Here is an 18,062-nt window from a genome sequence, read left to right as displayed (position 1 = left end):
CCTAAATAAGATATTCTCAACCTCGTAGTCGATTACTGCGAGGTTTTTTATTACTTTTCGGCTTTCAAATTTGTGTTATGATTTCCTATATAATTTCCCAAACCAAACTACCAGAATCTTCAGTAAAAAACACTGTTGATTTACTAAATCAAGACTGTACAATTCCTTTCATTTCGCGATATCGAAAAGAAGCCACTGGAAATTTAGACGAAGTTCAAATTGGTGATATTGTAAAATACAAAGGGCTTTTCGAGGCTTTAGAAAAACGAAAAGTAGCCATTTTAAAAGCATTAGAAGAACAAGATGTTCTAACTTCAGAACTTAAAGCAAAAGTAAATGCTTGTGCAGATAGCACAACGCTTGAAGATCTATACCTTCCGTATAAAAAAAGCAGAAAAACCAAGGCTGAAACAGCTCGTAAAAACGGATTGGAACCCTTGGCAAAAATCATCATGAGCCAAAATGCAAATGATCTTGAATCAACTGCACAGCGTTTTGTAAAAGAATCTGTTTCTTCAACAGAAGATGCTTTAGAAGGTGCACGACACATCATTGCAGAATGGATTAACGAACGATCTGATATTAGAAACAATCTTCGTAACCAATTGGAGCGTCATGCGATGATTTCAACAAAAGTTGTCAAGTCAAAAAAAGACGATGACAATGCACAAAAATTCAGAGATTACTTCGATTGGGAAGAAGCTTTAAGCCGAATTCCATCACACAGATTATTAGCTATTTTAAGAGCAGAAAGCGAAGGGTTCATTCGCGTAAAAATTGAGATTGATACTGAACATGCTCTAAATCGTATTGAACATCGAATTATAAAAAGTCAAAATGCTTGTTCAGATCAAATTCAACTCGCCATTTCAGACGCTTATAAACGATTATTGTTTCCATCGTTAAGCAATGAGGCACTTCAAAAAGCAAAAGAGAAAGCCGATGATGCTGCCATTTCGATTTTCGCAAAAAATTTAAAACAATTATTGCTTGGTTCACCTTTAGGTGAAAAACGTGTTTTAGCCATAGATCCAGGATTCAGAACAGGTTGTAAAGTAGTGTGTTTAGATGAAAAAGGCGACTTAAAACACAATGAAACCATTTATCCTCATCCTCCTAAAAGCGACCAAACTGGAGCTTTGAAAAAAATCAGTTTTTTAACGGAAGCCCATCAGATTGAAGCCATAGCTATTGGAAACGGAACAGCATCACGAGAAACCGAAGCCTTAATTAGAAAAATTCGATTTAGAAATGATGTTCAAGTTTTTGTAGTTAGTGAAGCTGGAGCCAGTATCTATTCAGCATCAAAAATTGCTCGCGATGAGTTTCCAAATTATGATGTAACCGTTAGAGGTTCGGTGTCCATCGGAAGACGTTTACAGGATCCTTTAGCAGAACTCGTAAAAATTGATGCCAAATCTATAGGTGTCGGACAATACCAACATGATGTGGATCAAAACAAACTTAAGAAAGAACTTGATGTCGTGGTTGAAAATTGTGTGAATTCAGTAGGCGTTAATATCAATACTGCAAGTCATAGCTTGTTGAGTTATGTCTCTGGAATTGGTCCGAAATTAGCCGAAAATATAGTGAACTATCGAAGTGAAAACGGTTCATTCACATCTAGAAATGATATCAAAAAAGTGCCGCGATTAGGTGATAAAGCTTTCGAACAAGGCGCAGGATTTTTAAGAATTAAAGATGGTAAAAATCCATTAGACGATTCTGCTGTACATCCAGAAAGTTATGCTATCGTTAAACAAATGGCAAAAGATGAAGGCGTTTCGCTTTCAGAATTAATTGGGAATAAAACTCTTCTTCAAAAAATAAATTTAAAACACTATTGCACCAAAACTATCGGATTGCTAACGCTTGAGGATATCATAAAAGAACTTGAAAAGCCGGGTTTAGATATTCGGGAGCAAGCTAAAGTGTTTACTTTTAATCAGAATATAAAAACCATAAACGATTTAAGAGAAGGTCAATTACTACCTGGAATTGTCAATAATATTACTGCATTTGGTTGTTTCGTTGACGTTGGCATAAAAGAAAGCGGCTTGATACATGTGTCTAATTTATCTGATAGTTTTGTGAAAGATGTCAACGACCATGTGCACTTGCATCAACAAATTGTCGTTAAAGTTTTAGATGTGGATATCGCTCGAAAACGAATTCAACTCAAATTACACAAACTTTGAAAACATGCAGTTTATTAATTGCATCAACATTTAAATCATATGCACTAGTCCGATTTTTAGCGCATGATTACTTTAGTTTAAAACTAAAATATCATGAAAAAAATGTTATTAGTCCTTATCGGAATTTGCTTGTTCTCCTGTGGAGCTTCAAAAACTGTTAGAGACTCAAAAAAAGTTATAAAAGGTAACTGGACTCTCAGTTCTATTGACTATAGCAAAACTGGTACTTACAATGTTACGCTTCTAAACGATGCATCACGCGAATGTTTTGAAGGTAGTACATGGCAATTTATTCCAAATAATAATACAGGAAATTACAACATTTCAAAACCATCCTGCAATTCTGGAGATAGATACTTTGTATTTACAATAGATGAAGTTGATGAGACTACTGGACTTTATGATTTTTTAATCAAACCGACTAATGAGAAGGGAAAATCTGAAACAAATCAAGGCTTTCGGATGAAATTAAAGTTGCTAACAGAAACGAATATGCAATGGCAACAAACGGTTCGAGTTGATGGTGCGTCTTTTATAATTAATATGAATTTTACAAAACTTTAAACACATGAAAACATTATTTAATAAAATAGGAATTAGTCTCTTTACACTTGTACTGGCTTTCAGTTTAGTAAATTGTAAAGCAACACGAAATGCAAATAACAAGCAGAAAGGTGCTGTAATTGGTGCAGCTGGTGGAGCAGTTTTAGGAGCCATTATTGGCAACAATGTTGGTAAAGGAGGAAATGGCGAACTTGGCGCTGTTATTGGAGGCGTTGTCGGTGGAACTGCAGGTGTACTTATTGGTAATAAAATGGACAAACAAGCTCAGAAGATAGAGGAAGAAATACCTGGAGCTACCGTAGAACGTGTTGACGATGGTATTGTTGTAACTTTTGATGAGAATAGTGGTGTGTATTTTGATACAAACAAATACAACATCAATACGGCATCTCAAGAAACATTAAATAAATTAGCAAATGTATTTGTAGAATTTCCAGACACTAATATTCTTGTAGTTGGTCATACAGATAATGTAGGCACGGAAGATTACAACATGACCTTATCTAAAAACAGAGCTTATGCAGTTACGAATTATCTTATTGGTAAAGGATTGCAAAGCGGTAGATTTACAACCAACTGGTTTGGAGAATCGCAACCTATGTTTGACAACACTACAACAGAAGGTCGTGCTAAAAACAGACGTGTAAATGTCGCTATTTTACCTAATGAACAAATGGTTGAAGAGGCTAAACAGCAAGCCGGACAAAATTAAACACACATTACAATAGCGTTTACTTAAGCAAGCACATTTTCGTGCTTGTTTTTTTATGTGGTAAACTTAACTTTCATTTACTTTGTTACAAATATGCTTAAAATTGCCTTTCATCCTATTTATAAACATCCATTGCCAGAAGGTCATCGGTTTCCAATGCTCAAATATGAGTTATTACCTGAACAATTAATTTACGAAGGAACGTGTTCAAAAGACAATTTCTTCGAACCAGAAATCCCTTTAGACGAACATATTCTTAGAGTGCATACAGAAGAGTATGTTCAGGATTTAAAACAACTGACTTTAGATGCAAGAGCCGCTCGGAAAATAGGTTTTCCTTTAAGTCATGGTTTAGTTACACGTGAAGTTATTATTGCCGATGGCACTATGAAATCCAGTGAATACGCTTTACAACATGGCATTGCCATGAATATTGCTGGTGGAACACATCACGCCTACACGAATCGTGGTGAGGCTTTTTGTTTATTAAATGATCAGGCTATTGGAGCACGATATCTTCAGAATAAAAAATTAGCAGATAAAGTTTTAATTGTAGATCTCGACGTGCATCAAGGTAATGGTTCTGCCGAAATATTTAAATATGATGCTTCTGTATTTACGTTCTCGATGCATGGCGAAGCTAATTATCCCTTTAAAAAGGAAACGAGTGACTTAGATATCGCTTTAGAGAATAACACTTCAGATAAAGAATACCTGAAGATACTTTATGAAACACTTCCAAAGTTGATAAAACAAGAACGGCCAGATTTTGTTTACTATCTCTGTGGAGTTGATGTAATTGCAAGTGATAAACTAGGTAAATTAGGTATGTCTATAGAAGGTTGTAAAGCTCGTGACCGTTTCGTTTTAGAAACCTGCAAAACAAATAATCTTCCTGTGATGTGTAGTATGGGAGGAGGCTACAGTCCAAATATCAAAACCATTGTTGACGCACATGCTAATACCTTTAGATTGGCACAAGACCTCTTTTTTTAAATGATTTAATCAAATAACACACTTCCATTTTATTTGTCTGTTTATCTACTTATCTTTGCTTAAAACAAGACATTATGTTATCAAAAACTATAGAAGCGGCATTAAACAAACAAATTCGAATCGAAGCAGAATCGTCTCAGGTATACCTAGCAATGGCAATTTGGGCTGAAGTAAAAGGACTAGAAGGCATTTCAAATTTCATGTATGACCAGTCTGATGAAGAACGCGAGCACATGCTTAAACTGGTAAAATTTGTTAATGAACGTGGTGGACATGCTCATGTTTCAGAATTGAAAGCTCCAAATATTACATTTAAGTCTTTTAAAGAAATGTTTGAGAAGCTATTAGCTCATGAAATCTATGTATCTGAAAGCATTAATGATTTGGTCCATATTACATTAGAAAACAGAGATTATGCCACTCACAATTTCTTACAATGGTACGTTTCTGAACAAATTGAAGAAGAAGCTACAGCTAGAACTATATTAGATAAAGTCAATATGATTGGTGATGATAAAGGTGGTTTATATTTATTCGACAGAGACATTCAACAATTAACAGTTCATTCAGCAGCTCAAGAACCTGGCGTCTAAAATGTTAAAATTTATTTAGATTCAATTTAAATAATTAATTTTGCAATGTTGTTTTGACAGTTGCAATGGGTAAAAAGAAGAAAGACAAAAAGCTAAAAAAAAACCGTATCGAAACCATTCAAACCTTGGGAATTGATAGTTTGGGTAAGGTAAAATCTGAATGTTGCAAAAAGTATAAAAAGGCAGAGCGCAAGCGCTGTAATAAATGTCCTTGCTTTGACTTAATCAAAAAAGTGGCTTAAGTCAAGTTCAAACAACCTTTAGCTTATGCTGAATTTCGACTCGCGTTTATATTACCAAATAAAGAACGCATTACTATTTTTTCATAGACAGCAATATCCTTTTCATTTCTAACCTCAGCCTTTTCAAGTTCTTGAATTTTCTTCAGTGCATACTGTTGTATGGTTAATAGAGGCAATACAATAGATTCTCTCACGTCTATAGAGGCCTTTCCAACAGGTTCGTTTTCCATTAATTCTTCTGAATTTGTAAGTTTGAGTAACAAGCGTTTCGAGGTTTCATATTCAGCATAAATAATTTTCCAAAATTCACCAAACTCTTCATCATCTGCCATATACTTGGTTAAATCGAAAAATGATTTTGACAAAGACATCATACTATTTTCAACTAAAGTTTTGAAGAATTTTGAGTCATTATATAAGGATCTAACCTTTTCAAATTCATTTTTATCTTCATAATATTTCAAGGCTGTTCCTACTCCAAAGAATCCTGGTACATTTTGTTTTAACTGACTCCAACTACCCACAAATGGAATCGCTCTTAAATCTTCAAAAATCAATTTAGTGGACTTTCCTCGTTTTGAAGGTCTGCTTCCAATATTTGTTTTCGCGTAATACTTTAACGTACTCATACGTTCAAGATATGGAAGAAATTTAGGATGATTTTTAAAATTTACATAGGCTTTATAACTCAATTCTGCTAAATGATCCATGACCTTTTTATTATCAGAAGACATGGCTTGGTTTTTATCATTTAATCGATTAGAAATCCCAGAACTAATAAGCTGTTCCATGTTATACTGTGATGATTCTAAGGTTCCGAAATTTGAACTAATAGTTTGCCCTTGAATGGTTAACTGAATCTCTTTGTCTTCAATAGTTGGTCCCAGAGAGGCATAAAACTGATGCGTTTTTCCACCACCTCTAGCTGGAGGTCCTCCTCGACCGTCAAAGAAAATAACATCTATTCCGTAGTTTCTAGATAATTGAGTAAGAGCTTCTTTTGCCTTAAAGATAGCCCAGTTTGCCATGAGATAGCCTCCATCTTTTGTGCCATCACTAAAGCCAAGCATGATTGTTTGCTTATTGCCTCGTTGTTCAAGATGTGCTCTATAATTTTTATCGGTATATAAATCTTCCATAACATTCGCAGAAGCCTGTAAATCAGTAACCGTCTCAAAAAGCGGAACAACGTCGGCAGTAAGATCATCGCCAAATGCTACTATTTTCAGCATAGCGAATAACTGAAGGACATTTAATGTGGTTTGATTATTACTTATGATATATCGATTACAAGCAATTTCTCCATTTTGTTCCTGTATGGATTTCATTGCTTTAATCGTTTCTGTAATATTAATAGCTAATTCGTCTTTAAATTCAATTCCGTCAACAGTTCCTTTAATACCAGAAAGCAACTTTAACTGTTCTTTTAGTGGTAGATCAAAATAGTTATCTGGGAATATATCACTTTTATTCGCCTGCAGTTCGTTCACTAGAGCAGTAAACATTTCATCGTGAACTCGACTATCTTGGCGAATGTCTAAACTTGCAAAATGGTATCCGAAAAGAGTTGTTCTGTTGATTAACATGGTTAATTTATCAACATATAAAGATTGGTGCTGGGAAATTAAAATTTGTCTAATGGTTTTTAACTCATTTCTAAACTCTAAGAGCGTAATTTGATTGTCTTCATCCCTATTCAACAACGTGTTATGAAGTTGATGGTTTAAAGTAATGATACGTTCTCTTATACCTCTAAATGTAAGACGGCGTCTCAGATACTTTACATCCTTGATGTAGTTTTTAATGATAGACTCTTTTAATTTTTTAGCAACATCCAATGTGATTTGAGGTGTCACAAAAGGATTTCCGTCGCGATCTCCTCCAGGCCAAAATCCTATATTAATAATAGAATTATCTATCTCAGCATCGTCAAAAATATTTTGTTGAACATAATCATAAATAGAGCCAAAGGAATGATAAAAGACATTTTTAAGATACCATGTTAAATTCACGGCCTCATCATAAGGAGTAGGTTTTTTATCTTTAAAAAATGGAGTCTTTCCCAATTGCGCCAAAAGGCTATTAATCTCAGAAAGATTATCATGTTTAATGGCCTCAGCCAAATCGGTGATGATCCCTAAAACTGTACCTGGATAAAATTGTGTAGGATGGGCAGTGAGTACAATTCTAACTTTAAAGGCTTCTAGATATTGTTGTAATAACTGTTTTTTATGATCCGCTTCGGCATTCTCTTTTAAACTCCTTAAAGTTCCTATACCTTCCATATTGTGAACTATTGGAAAGGCAGCGTCTTCGACAGCATCAAAAAGCACGACTTGTCTTTCGATGTATTGAATGAACCGAAATAACAAATTGATTTGGCTCTGGTGGTTTCGTCTGCCTTGGTATTTCTTAAAAAAAGTCTCGACTATTGTTGTCGGGTTTTCGCCATTCTCAAATCCTTTTTTACAAGTTTCATAAAAAAGAGGAAGCAGTACCACTGTTTTTGAAATGGAATCAAAAGGCAACGTCATAAAAATACTATTGTATATCTGGTATTTTGATACGACGTTTTGATTAAACCTTATAAGTTTTGGTTGTGTGGACATAATATTAGCTTCTTTGTATAAAGGTAATGTAAGCGTTACTAATTTTAAAAAATGAGATAACATTTTTACATAAAAATTAACACAAAGAAGTATTACTAGCAATGCCACATAATTATATGCGCTTTTGTATGAATTTTCTAAAGTGTAATTAAGCGTCTCTATATAATTAGTACATTTGCAATGTTAACTTTTCAAATTAAAACGATGTATAGTATCCTTCAAATGATTCATTCTTATTGGGCCTACTTGGTATTAACAATGATTGTTATTGCCAGTTTCAATGCAATTACCAAATACCTAAGTGGCAAGGAATTTCAAGCCATAGATTTTAGAATCGCATTATTCACACTTATTGTAACCCATATTCAATTACTCATTGGATTGGCACTTTATTTTGTTTCACCTAACGGTTTCAAAAACATCAGCGCCAATGGAATGAGTGGGTTGAGTTCAGCAGCGAGATTATTAGCTGTAGAGCATCCATTTGTTGGAATACTTGCTGTTACTTTTATTACTATTGGCTATTCAAAACACAAAAAAAAACTCACCTCAAAACCAAAATTTAAAGTACTTGCTATTTTTTATACACTTGGTTTACTTCTAGTATTATCTAGAATTCCTTGGTCTAATTGGTTTTAATCTTATTTATACAATTATAAAAAAGGCGAAACCATAAAGTTTCGCCTTTTTCCAATTTGCATATTGAAATTTATTAGTCTTGCACTTCTCTAATTAGATAGACATAGACTGGGAAATGATCACTAAAACCATTTGTGAATCCTCCATCAGCAAAACTTCTGAAAGGATATCCTTTCCATCGTCCTCTTGGATTGGTTAAATATTGTTTGTTATAAATTCCAGCTTTATAAAATCGAAATGATGTGTAATCATCTTTTTCAATAAGTGGCTTTGTAAACATAATTTGATCAAACAAACTCCATGCATCTCTATAAGCTGTTGTTCCGAAACCACTTTTCTTGAACATATTTTCGTAAGGATTATAAATTCCTTTTAAACCAACATCCTCTTTTTCGTTTTTAGCTTCTAAAACTTTCTTTACACTATCGTTTGTTGGATCGTCATTTAAATCTCCCATCACAAAAATCTTCGCATAAGGATCAATAGACTGCAATGAATCAACGACCCGTTTACTGACTTTTGCTGCAGCGACACGTTTAGGTCTGCTTCTTGCCTCGCCTCCACTTCTCGATGGCCAGTGGTTAACAATAACATGAATCACCTCGCCATCTAATTCTCCAGTCACTAATAACTGATCTCTAGTTTGTTTGCGTTTTCTTGTTCTATCATCATAAATTTTTACTTCATGTGAACTGTGAGAGATTGGTCTAAATAATTTTTTTTGATATAATAATGCGACGTCAATACCTCTTGCATCAGGAGATTCATAATGTATAATGCCATAATCTCTACCTATTAGTAACGGATCATTTACCACATCAACTAAAACTTGACGGTTTTCAACTTCACAAACGCCAATAACAGCTGGAGCATTTCCGGTAACATCTGTACCTATATCGGCAATGACTCTAGCCATATTATGTACTTTCTTTAAATACACCTCTTCTCTGTTAGCATTCATTTCCATAATTGGACTAGCCTCATCAATTTTAGTGGTGTCATTTACGGTATCGAATAAATTTTCTAAGTTGTAAAATGCAACGGTATGAATTTTAAACCTTTTTTCTTTTTTTTCCTCCTGAGAAAATCCATTTAATGTTGCTAAAAAACAGATAATTACTAGAGGGAAATGTTGTAATTTCATAGTATTCATATTATGTTATTGTTATATCTAATCAAAACTTGCGCCAAAAGTATGTATTTATTATAAATAATGTAAATTTGCAAGCCTTAAATAACTATTATTTAATGCGCAACAATTATTAACTAAAGATTAGGCATGAAAAAAAGTTTATTGATTTTTTTATTCGGAATTTTTTCTGTGTTTACAAGCTACGCTCAAGAGACTATCGTAAAAGGTAGTGTCCTTGACGGCACAACAGGAGAACCTATTCCAGATGTAACCATTACAATTGAAGGAACATCAATTACAGCATCTACTGATGCTAATGGTGAGTTTCAATTTGAGACTATTGTTCCCTTAGGTGAGCAAGTACTCAAAGTTGAAAAAGTAGATTACGTTACCAAAAGGTATCCTATTGTCGTTAACGAAGGTCAAACTGTTGACATAAGTGGAATGACATTAGATTACGATTCAAGTGACAAAAAAGATTTGTTTATCATCTCAATTTCAGATGATAACTTAAACAGTGAAGATGATGGTTTAACAGATAATGTTTCTGGTTTACTACAGTCATCTAGAGATGTATTTTTAAATGCTGCGGCATTTGATTTCAGTGCAACATTTTTCAGACCTCGTGGTTTGGATAATGCCAATGGTAAAGTGCTTATCAATGGTGTAGAAATGAACAAACAATTTAACGGTAGACCTCAATGGGCAAACTGGGGTGGAATTAATGACGTACAACGAAACCAAGAGTTCACTATGGGTATGTCTGCTAACGATTACACATTTGGTGATCTTGCAGGTACAAACAACATCATAATGAGAGGTTCTAAGTACCGAGAAGGTGGTCGAGTTTCTTATGCAAGTGCAAACAGAAGTTATGCTGGTCGTATTATGGCAAGTTATAATTCTGGATTACTTGAAGGTGGTTGGGCATTTTCAGTTCTTGCATCAAGACGTTATGGTGATGAAGGTTATGTTCAAGGTACATTGTATGACTCAAATTCATTCGTTGCTTCTATTGAAAAACAATTAGGCGAAGATCACAGTATCAATTTCACTTCTATCTATGCTCAAAATAGACGTGGTCGTTCTACAGCAATTACAGAAGAAGTATATAATTTGAAAGGAAATGACTATAATCCTTTTTGGGGAGAACAAGATGGTGAAATCAGAAACTCTAGAACAAGAGATATCGTTGAACCAATTTTAATGTTAAATCACTTCTGGGATATTACGTCTAAAGTTAAATTAAATACCAATGTGGCTTACCAATTTGGTAAAATTGGAAACACTCGAATTGATAATGGTGGTACACGTTTAGTTAGTTTAAATGGTGGTTCTGCTTATGTTGGTGGTGCAAGAAATCCTGATCCAGCTTATTATCAGAACTTACCTAGCTATCAACTTAGATTTGACAACCCAACAGCTTATAACTACGAACAAGCCTATTTAGCTGAACAAAACTTTAGAAATGATGGTCAGTTAGATTGGAATGCCCTGTATTTAGGTAATGCAGTTGTGAGAGCTCAGGGTGGGAATTCAATTTACGCAATTCAAGAAGACAGAAATGATGACAAACAACTAACTATCAATACCATTTTAGATGCTGAATTATCTGAACGTATTAGGTTAAATGCTTCATTAAGTTACAGAAAGCTTAACAGTGAAAACTTTGCTGAGCTTAAAGACCTTTTAGGTGGTACTGGTTTCTTAGATGTTGATTTCTTTGCTGAAGAAACCGATCCAGATTCAACAATAGGTTTAGAAGCTATTGCTCAAAGTGATATCAATAATCCTAATAGAATTGTTCAAGAAGGTGATCGTTACAAGTATAACTATGAAATAGATTCTGATGTTATTACTGGATTTGCTCAGGCGCAATTCAAGTATAGTAAAGTTGATTTTTATGTAGGAGCTAATATCTCTCAAACCACTTATCAAAGAAATGGTTTATATGAAAACGGGAATTTCCCTGGAGCAGAATCATTTGGTAAAAGTGAAAAATTAGATTTCTCTAATTATGGAGTTAAAGCAGGTGCTACTTATAAAGTTACTGGACGTCACTTAATAGATGTTAACGCAAGTTATTTTACAAAGGCACCAACTATCAGAAACTCGTTCAGTAATGCTAGACAAAATAATAATATTGTTACTGGTCTTGAAAGTGAGCAAATTCAGTCGGTTGATGTGAGCTATATTTTTAGATCTCCTATTGTAAAAGCGAGATTAACTGGTTTCTATTCTGGATTTGAAAACGGAACTGATATTGGATTCTACTTTACAGAAGATTTAGCTGGATTAGGCTTAGATACTGGTGATGCTTTTGTTCAGGAGGTTATGACAAATATTGAAAGACGTCATATTGGGGCAGAATTTGGTATCGAGGCTCAAGTTACTCCTACTATTAAATTAAAAGCTGCTGCATCAGTGGGACAATATACATTTAATAACAATCCAAATCTTTACTTAACTAGTGATGATTTCGATGGTGAACTAACCTTTGGTGATGGTACAACCAACTTAAAAGATTTACATGTTGCTGGTGGTCCAGAACGTGCATATCAAATCGGCTTTGAGTATCGTGATCCAGATTATTGGAATATTGGTGTAACATCCAACTTCTTTTCAAATGCTTATGTTGATGCCAGTGGATTAAGACGATCGTCTAATTTTACTTCAAGTTTTGATGGTCAACCTATTACAGACTTTGACAATAATATAGCTAGAGAATTATTAAAACAAGAGCAATTTGACAGCTATATGCTAGTAAATGTCGTTGGTGGAAAATCATGGAAAGTAAATGATTACTTTATTGGTTTCTTTGCTACAATCAATAATGTATTCAATGAAGATTACAGAACTGGTGGTTTTGAACAATCAAGACTTGCTACTTATGATAGAGTATTAGAAGACAAATCTAGAGATAATGGAGAGGTGTTTGGTTCTCGTTATTTCTTCGGATATGGTACAACTTACTATTTAAATGTGTATCTTAGGTTCTAAAAAAAAAGCTAAACATAAAATTATAATTACGAGTTTGATTTAAAAACTCACAAAAAAAGAAAAAATGAAAACAATTAAATTTAACAAATTTCTACTACTTGCATTCAGTTTAGTAGTGTTTAATGCTTGTGTTCAAGACGATGATTTTGACACGCCAGATACGATAAATTCAACAGTAGTTGATTTTCCTGAAGATCAAAAAGTTAGTATAGGTGCTGTTTTAGGTAGCTACTACCAAGAAAATGAACCTGTAACTTTAGAATACAGTTCGCCTAGATATATGGAAGGTTATGTTGTTTCTAGTGATGAAGGTGGAAACTTCTACAAGCAATTAGTATTACAGGATGCTCCTGAAAATCCGACAGCTGCAATCGTTGTTCAAATTGATATCAATCCAGTATTTACTAGATTTGAATTTGGACGTAAAGTCTTCATCAAATTAAATGGTCTTACCGTTGCAGAAGATAATGGCGTTGTTCAATTAGGTCGTTTGGATGGTGATGAATTAAATAGAATAGCTAGTTCTTTAGTTCCTGATCATGTATTTAGATCTGGAGAAATTGCAACAATCGTTCCTAAAGAAGTTACAATTGGTGAATTTTCAAATGATTTAGAAAGTCAGTATATCAGACTTACAAACGTGAGATTCAATGAAGATCAAGTCGGAATGACATTTGCATCAGAAAGTGGCGATAGTTTTGATGGTGAGCGTATTATAGAAACTTGTTTAGGTTCTAGCGTGATATTAAGCACAAGTACATTTTCAGATTTTAAAGCGTTAACATTACCTGGTAACAGAGGGTCAATTGATGGGATTTTAACACGTGATTTCTTTGACGATTTCTATACAATTTATTTAAATACACCAGAGGACATTAACTTTAATAATCCTGATCCTTGTCCTGAGCCTTTACTTGCAGCTAACTTCAATGATGTTACAGACAATTCAATTTTTGATGTTGATGGTTGGTTAAACGTTGCTCAAGCTGGTTCAGAATTCTGGACAGAACAAGTTTATCAAGGAAATGGTTATGCTGAGTTTACGGCTTTCCAAACTAATGACTCAAGTAATATCGGATGGTTAATTTCTCCTGCTATGAATTTAGATGCTGAAGATGGTGAAGTGTTAACATTCCAAACTGAACATGCTTATCCTGATGCTGGTCATGATGCTTTAAAAGTTTACATCTCAACCGATTTTGATGGGACTGAAGCTGGTGTTGGAAGTGCAACTTGGGATGAATTAGATTTTACTTCAAGTTTAGAAAATGATTTTGAAGAATGGTTTACTTGGACAGAATCTGGTGAGATTGACTTATCATCTTACTCGGGTACAGGATATATTGCTTTTGTATATACAGGAAGTGATACGAGTAACCTTAATACTACTATTCACGTTGATAATGTTTTTGTTATTGTACAGTAATAAACATTCATTTATAATTACCAAAAAACCACATCTTAAAAGATGTGGTTTTTTTATCTAAAATTCAAATACAATGACAACATTTGATACTATCTTTTTTAGCGTTTTTAAGCATTATAAAATAACGCATAAACAAAAAGCAAATACTATAGCTATTGTATATCTTTCGCTTTTACAAATAGCCTTGATTTTAGTATTAGGTGCATTCTTTGCTGTATTTTTAGAACAAATGCATGTTAATACATTTTCAGCATCCAAAGGATGGGCACTTTTTATCATGACAAGTGTTTTTATTTACTTTAGAAACTGGATTGTATATAGTGGTAGAAAACGAAAAGTATTAAATGCTAAAACTAATAAAAACAAACAACCAATCTATACTATGAGATTGCTCTGGTTACTATTATTAGGATGTATATCATTAGCTATTATTTTATTAAACGCATAAAAAAAAGCCTCTTTTAAAAGAGGCTTTTTCATTTATAAAACTTAGTTTTTAGTTCTCTCTTTGAATATATACCCAAGCAGCTCTTTGTTTGCCATCTTGATATTCCATAGTATAGAAATAAGTTCCAACGGGTAACTCTTCACCATCATTGGATTGACCAAACCATTCATTTGTATAATTCGTCTTAGAATATACTAAGGTTCCATTTCTATTAAAAATTTCAAGCTTTGTTACGCCATAACTACTTAAGTCAAAAACATCATTACTTCCATCTCCGTTTGGAGAAATCCCTTGAGGGATAACACAAGTATCTAGCTCAATTACTGTAATGAAGGCGCTATTAGAACAACCTGTATCATTAAAAATGACTTCGATCTCGTAATCACCAGCATCGAGAACAGGAAGCGTTAATCCGTTTTCATTAGAAATTAGACCATTATCTAAATACCAATTAATAGTGACATCTCCTTCAATGTAGTTTTCAGGCGTCGCTTCAATTATAATTGGCACTGTTGCATCAGGACATACTTCATAATCAAAATTAGTAGTAAATGAAGTCATTGGTTCTGTTCCTATTACTAAATCAAAACTATTAGTGACATAACAATCTGCAAAAGCTATTGTTTCAACTCTAACGAATATTGTTTCCCCAGAACTATCATATGGACTTGCTAAAGCTCCCGTTGCGGCATCAGCATTAACTTGAGAGTCGTAATAGGTTACTATAAACTGAGATGCATCTTGTCCGTTTAATACATTGACATCGTGAGCATCTAAATCGAAACTGGCAATTCCATCATCATCGTTATCACAACCAATAATGTCAACACTTTCAGCAGTATGTGTTGGACTCGATATAGATAAAGTGAATGTTGTCGTTTCAAAACAACCTGTAGCAATATCCTCAATTCTAATAAAAATCGTTTGAGGATTAGACATATTCGTATAAGGTGAACCTAAAGCATTACTACTTGAATCCGCATCTAGCTGAGATTCGTGATAAGTCACTGTAAAATCAGCTGGATTTTGTGTGCCTAAAACGACAGTATCATTTAATGTAAGATCAAACTGTGCTTGTGCTGTAGTTGAACATGCAGTTAAGTTATCTGGAGTATTTGCCACTACTGGATTTGGTAAAAATTCAATTAATACTTCATCATCTATAATACAGGATGGTGAAAAAATAATTTGAACTGTATATAAACCAGCTTCTGTTACTGTAAGTGTAGAAGCTGTTTCTCCATCAATGACAAAGCCGTCTTTATACCAAACGTGGTTAACATTTGGAGCTGAAGTATCTAAAATAATTGGTTCATCTTCACAAACAGCATTACCACCTGCTATAGTAATATCACCTCCTAAGTCTACTTCACCAATATCAAAACTACCTGCTTTTAAAAATACTCCTGAATCAAAATTAGAATCTCCTGCATCTGCAATGGCTAATTTTATAGTGTAAGTCTCTCCAATATTTACAGGTGAGAACGCAGTAAATACAGTAGTTCTTCCATCAAAAGAGATTGGAGGTAAGTTATCTGGAATATATTCTCCAAAATATTGTTCATTAACAGCAGGACATGCACCATTATCTGGGTGAATGTTCGTTACTAATATCGGATCTGTTGTTCCAGGAACCACAGCTAAGTTTGTTGTGTTTCCACTTGAATCTGTTAATAAAAACGCAAAGACATCAGAAAAGGTACATTCAAAAGTTCCCATATCATATTCTTCCGAAGCCATAATAAAATCAAAGCTTAATTCATCATTAAGTGGCACAAAATCAAATTGAATAATTGTTGCATTATTTGTGTTATTATTTACACCTGCTTGTGTAACAATCGCAGTAAGATCCGGATCACCAGGCCAATTGGTAGATCCTGCTCCCATAGCATTTATATTTGGTCCTGCAGCCTCAGAAGCATCACCTGAGGTTAATAAAATTCCGTCTTCAAAAGGGAATCCTCCATCAGGATTAGAGAAATAACCAATTCCATTGTCTTCTCCAAAATTAGTACCTGTAGAGAAAGTAACATTAGAAATTTGAGCACAAGGGCTATCTATTAAAACATCTATGACTAACTCCTCAACAGAATATGTTGTTTGATCTACTAATACATTTCCAGAACCAGGTCTAATACAAAGATCAAACGTGTAATCTACTGAATCGCTATTTGCTGAAAACACTCTAACGTAATAGGTGTTCCCCACGGTTAGCACAGGTGTTACACTGGCTTCAGCATCTGAACAATATAATTCTACTGGTGCAGCACAAGTTCCTTCATAAACGGCATGATCTATATCTTGGAAGAAACCTCCTCCGTTGATATTTAAAATTGAAATAATTTGAATGTCACTTAAGGCTGTAAATTCAAACCATACATCATCATCAGCATCTCCAGTACAAGTTCCGTTAGGAACTCCTGAATCGGTAGCCTCTAATAAAGTTCCTGGAGTTATTAAAGTACAGCTGTCGTCAGCATTAACCTGAGCAACTGTAGCTCCACAAGGATTATCATTTGCTGGTGGACAGGCTAATAATTGAATTGCTGAGCTATTTATAACACAGTTAGGATCTTGATCGTTACTCAAGGTGATAACTACATCTACACCAAAAGGGAAAGGCCCAACTTGGTAAACCCCTGCAGCACTTGCCGATACTGTATCTGTATCAATATTATTTGAAATTGTTAAAGATGCTGCATCACCTAAAGTAGATACATTCACATTAACTAAAAACTGATTTCCATTTGCACAATCATCAACAACCTGATAGGTCGCTGCTGGATTGATACATGTAGCACAAGCTACAGTAAAATCTATACCATCTGGAAAAGCGCCAGAAGTACAACTTACAGAGCCATCTGATAAAATTTGAATCGTTATCGTATCCGTTATCGATTGAAAGGATAATCCTGCTAAATCCCCATCGTTACCCTCATCATTGTATAACACTGTTCCATTGCCATCTGTGACCAATAAAAAGTCAAATGGTGCGCCTTCTATCTCGCCATCAAGAAAATTCAAATTCAATGGGTTACCATCTGAACTTGTATAAGTTAAAATTACAGAATCATTATTATCATAACATAAGAATCCTGCAATTGGTCCTCCTGTACAATCAACAACGGTATCTAAACAAAGTTCTTGTGTTAACGTTGTACTTGATATCTCACAATTCGGATCATCGTCGTTAGCTACAGTGATTACCACTGGTGTTAAATTTGGATATGGTCCAAACTGTACAACTCCTGTTGCACTTACTGTTTGATCTGCACTTCCTTGATTATCACTTATCGTTATCGACGTTGCTGATCCTAAATCGGTTAAATCTACATCAACAAAAAACTCTGGTCCTACAACACAGTTGGAGACAACACTATAACTCGCTGATGGATTCACACAAGTCGCACATGCTACTGTGAAATCCCATTCTGCTGTACAACAGCCACTTCCCGACGCACAACTCACTGAACCATCTGCATCAATCTCAAAATACATCGAAT

The 18,062-nt window shown here is 34.3% G+C and carries 13 protein-coding genes; 10 read left to right on the top strand and 3 right to left on the bottom strand.

Going from position 1 to position 18,062, the window contains the following annotated elements; translation table 11 throughout:
- Nucleotides 1–77 precede the first annotated feature (77 nt).
- The 6 genes from TD18_RS00060 to TD18_RS17335 all read left to right on the top strand — a co-directional run bounded on the left by TD18_RS00060 (nucleotide 78) and on the right by TD18_RS17335 (nucleotide 5,305).
- Complete coding sequence (locus TD18_RS00060) at nucleotides 78–2,198, top strand: Tex family protein (protein ID WP_040246871.1); 2,121 nt, start codon at nucleotides 78–80, stop codon at nucleotides 2,196–2,198.
- Nucleotides 2,199–2,291: 93 nt separating this feature from the next.
- Nucleotides 2,292–2,762 carry a lipocalin family protein gene (locus TD18_RS00055; protein WP_040246870.1) on the top strand — a complete coding sequence of 157 codons (471 nt, stop codon included), beginning with the start codon at nucleotides 2,292–2,294 and terminating at the stop codon, nucleotides 2,760–2,762.
- A gap of 4 nt (nucleotides 2,763–2,766) precedes the next feature.
- Nucleotides 2,767–3,474 (top strand): OmpA family protein, encoded by a 708-nt coding sequence (locus tag TD18_RS00050; RefSeq protein ID WP_040246867.1) that lies wholly within the window; start codon nucleotides 2,767–2,769, stop codon nucleotides 3,472–3,474.
- A 93-nt stretch (nucleotides 3,475–3,567) separates the two neighbouring features.
- Nucleotides 3,568–4,470: a histone deacetylase family protein gene (locus tag TD18_RS00045; protein WP_040246864.1), complete on the top strand. Its 903-nt coding sequence runs from the start codon at nucleotides 3,568–3,570 to the stop codon at nucleotides 4,468–4,470.
- A 74-nt stretch (nucleotides 4,471–4,544) separates the two neighbouring features.
- Nucleotides 4,545–5,063, top strand: a complete 519-nt coding sequence (locus tag TD18_RS00040; protein ID WP_040246862.1) for a ferritin — start codon at nucleotides 4,545–4,547, stop codon at nucleotides 5,061–5,063.
- A 65-nt stretch (nucleotides 5,064–5,128) separates the two neighbouring features.
- Nucleotides 5,129–5,305, top strand: a complete 177-nt coding sequence (locus TD18_RS17335) for a hypothetical protein (RefSeq protein WP_162835781.1) — start codon at nucleotides 5,129–5,131, stop codon at nucleotides 5,303–5,305.
- 23 nt (nucleotides 5,306–5,328) lie between these two features.
- Here TD18_RS17335 and TD18_RS00035 read toward each other — a convergent pair whose 3' ends face one another.
- The gene (locus tag TD18_RS00035; protein ID WP_040247860.1) at nucleotides 5,329–7,914 is read right to left on the bottom strand and encodes a phosphoenolpyruvate carboxylase; all 2,586 of its coding nucleotides are present in this window, start codon (nucleotides 7,912–7,914) and stop codon (nucleotides 5,329–5,331) included.
- A gap of 204 nt (nucleotides 7,915–8,118) precedes the next feature.
- Here TD18_RS00035 and TD18_RS00030 point away from each other — a divergent pair, with 204 nt between their 5' ends.
- Nucleotides 8,119–8,553: a hypothetical protein gene (locus TD18_RS00030; protein WP_040247859.1), complete on the top strand. Its 435-nt coding sequence runs from the start codon at nucleotides 8,119–8,121 to the stop codon at nucleotides 8,551–8,553.
- A 73-nt stretch (nucleotides 8,554–8,626) separates the two neighbouring features.
- Here the strand turns inward: TD18_RS00030 and TD18_RS00025 are convergent, their stop codons facing one another.
- Nucleotides 8,627–9,706 carry an endonuclease/exonuclease/phosphatase family protein gene (locus TD18_RS00025; RefSeq protein ID WP_040246860.1) on the bottom strand — a complete coding sequence of 360 codons (1,080 nt, stop codon included), beginning with the start codon at nucleotides 9,704–9,706 and terminating at the stop codon, nucleotides 8,627–8,629.
- Between the two features lie 126 nt (nucleotides 9,707–9,832).
- On the opposite strand from TD18_RS00025, the gene TD18_RS00020 reads away from it, so the two are divergent.
- The 3 genes from TD18_RS00020 to TD18_RS00010 all read left to right on the top strand — a co-directional run bounded on the left by TD18_RS00020 (nucleotide 9,833) and on the right by TD18_RS00010 (nucleotide 14,559).
- A complete protein-coding gene (locus TD18_RS00020; protein ID WP_040246858.1) occupies nucleotides 9,833–12,685 on the top strand; it encodes a TonB-dependent receptor in 2,853 nt (950 codons plus the stop codon).
- Nucleotides 12,686–12,749: 64 nt separating this feature from the next.
- A complete protein-coding gene (locus TD18_RS00015; RefSeq protein WP_040246855.1) occupies nucleotides 12,750–14,111 on the top strand; it encodes a DUF5689 domain-containing protein in 1,362 nt (453 codons plus the stop codon).
- A gap of 73 nt (nucleotides 14,112–14,184) precedes the next feature.
- Complete coding sequence (locus TD18_RS00010) at nucleotides 14,185–14,559, top strand: hypothetical protein (RefSeq protein ID WP_040246853.1); 375 nt, start codon at nucleotides 14,185–14,187, stop codon at nucleotides 14,557–14,559.
- 48 nt (nucleotides 14,560–14,607) lie between these two features.
- Here the strand turns inward: TD18_RS00010 and TD18_RS16500 are convergent.
- Nucleotides 14,608–18,062 (bottom strand): choice-of-anchor L domain-containing protein (locus TD18_RS16500; protein ID WP_152611274.1); only part of this gene is annotated, 3,455 nt, incomplete at its 5' end.

Source organism: Psychroserpens mesophilus, from assembly GCF_000826645.1.
Taxonomy (GTDB): domain Bacteria; phylum Bacteroidota; class Bacteroidia; order Flavobacteriales; family Flavobacteriaceae; genus Psychroserpens; species Psychroserpens mesophilus.
This window is presented reverse-complemented; position numbering and strand designations above follow the sequence as displayed.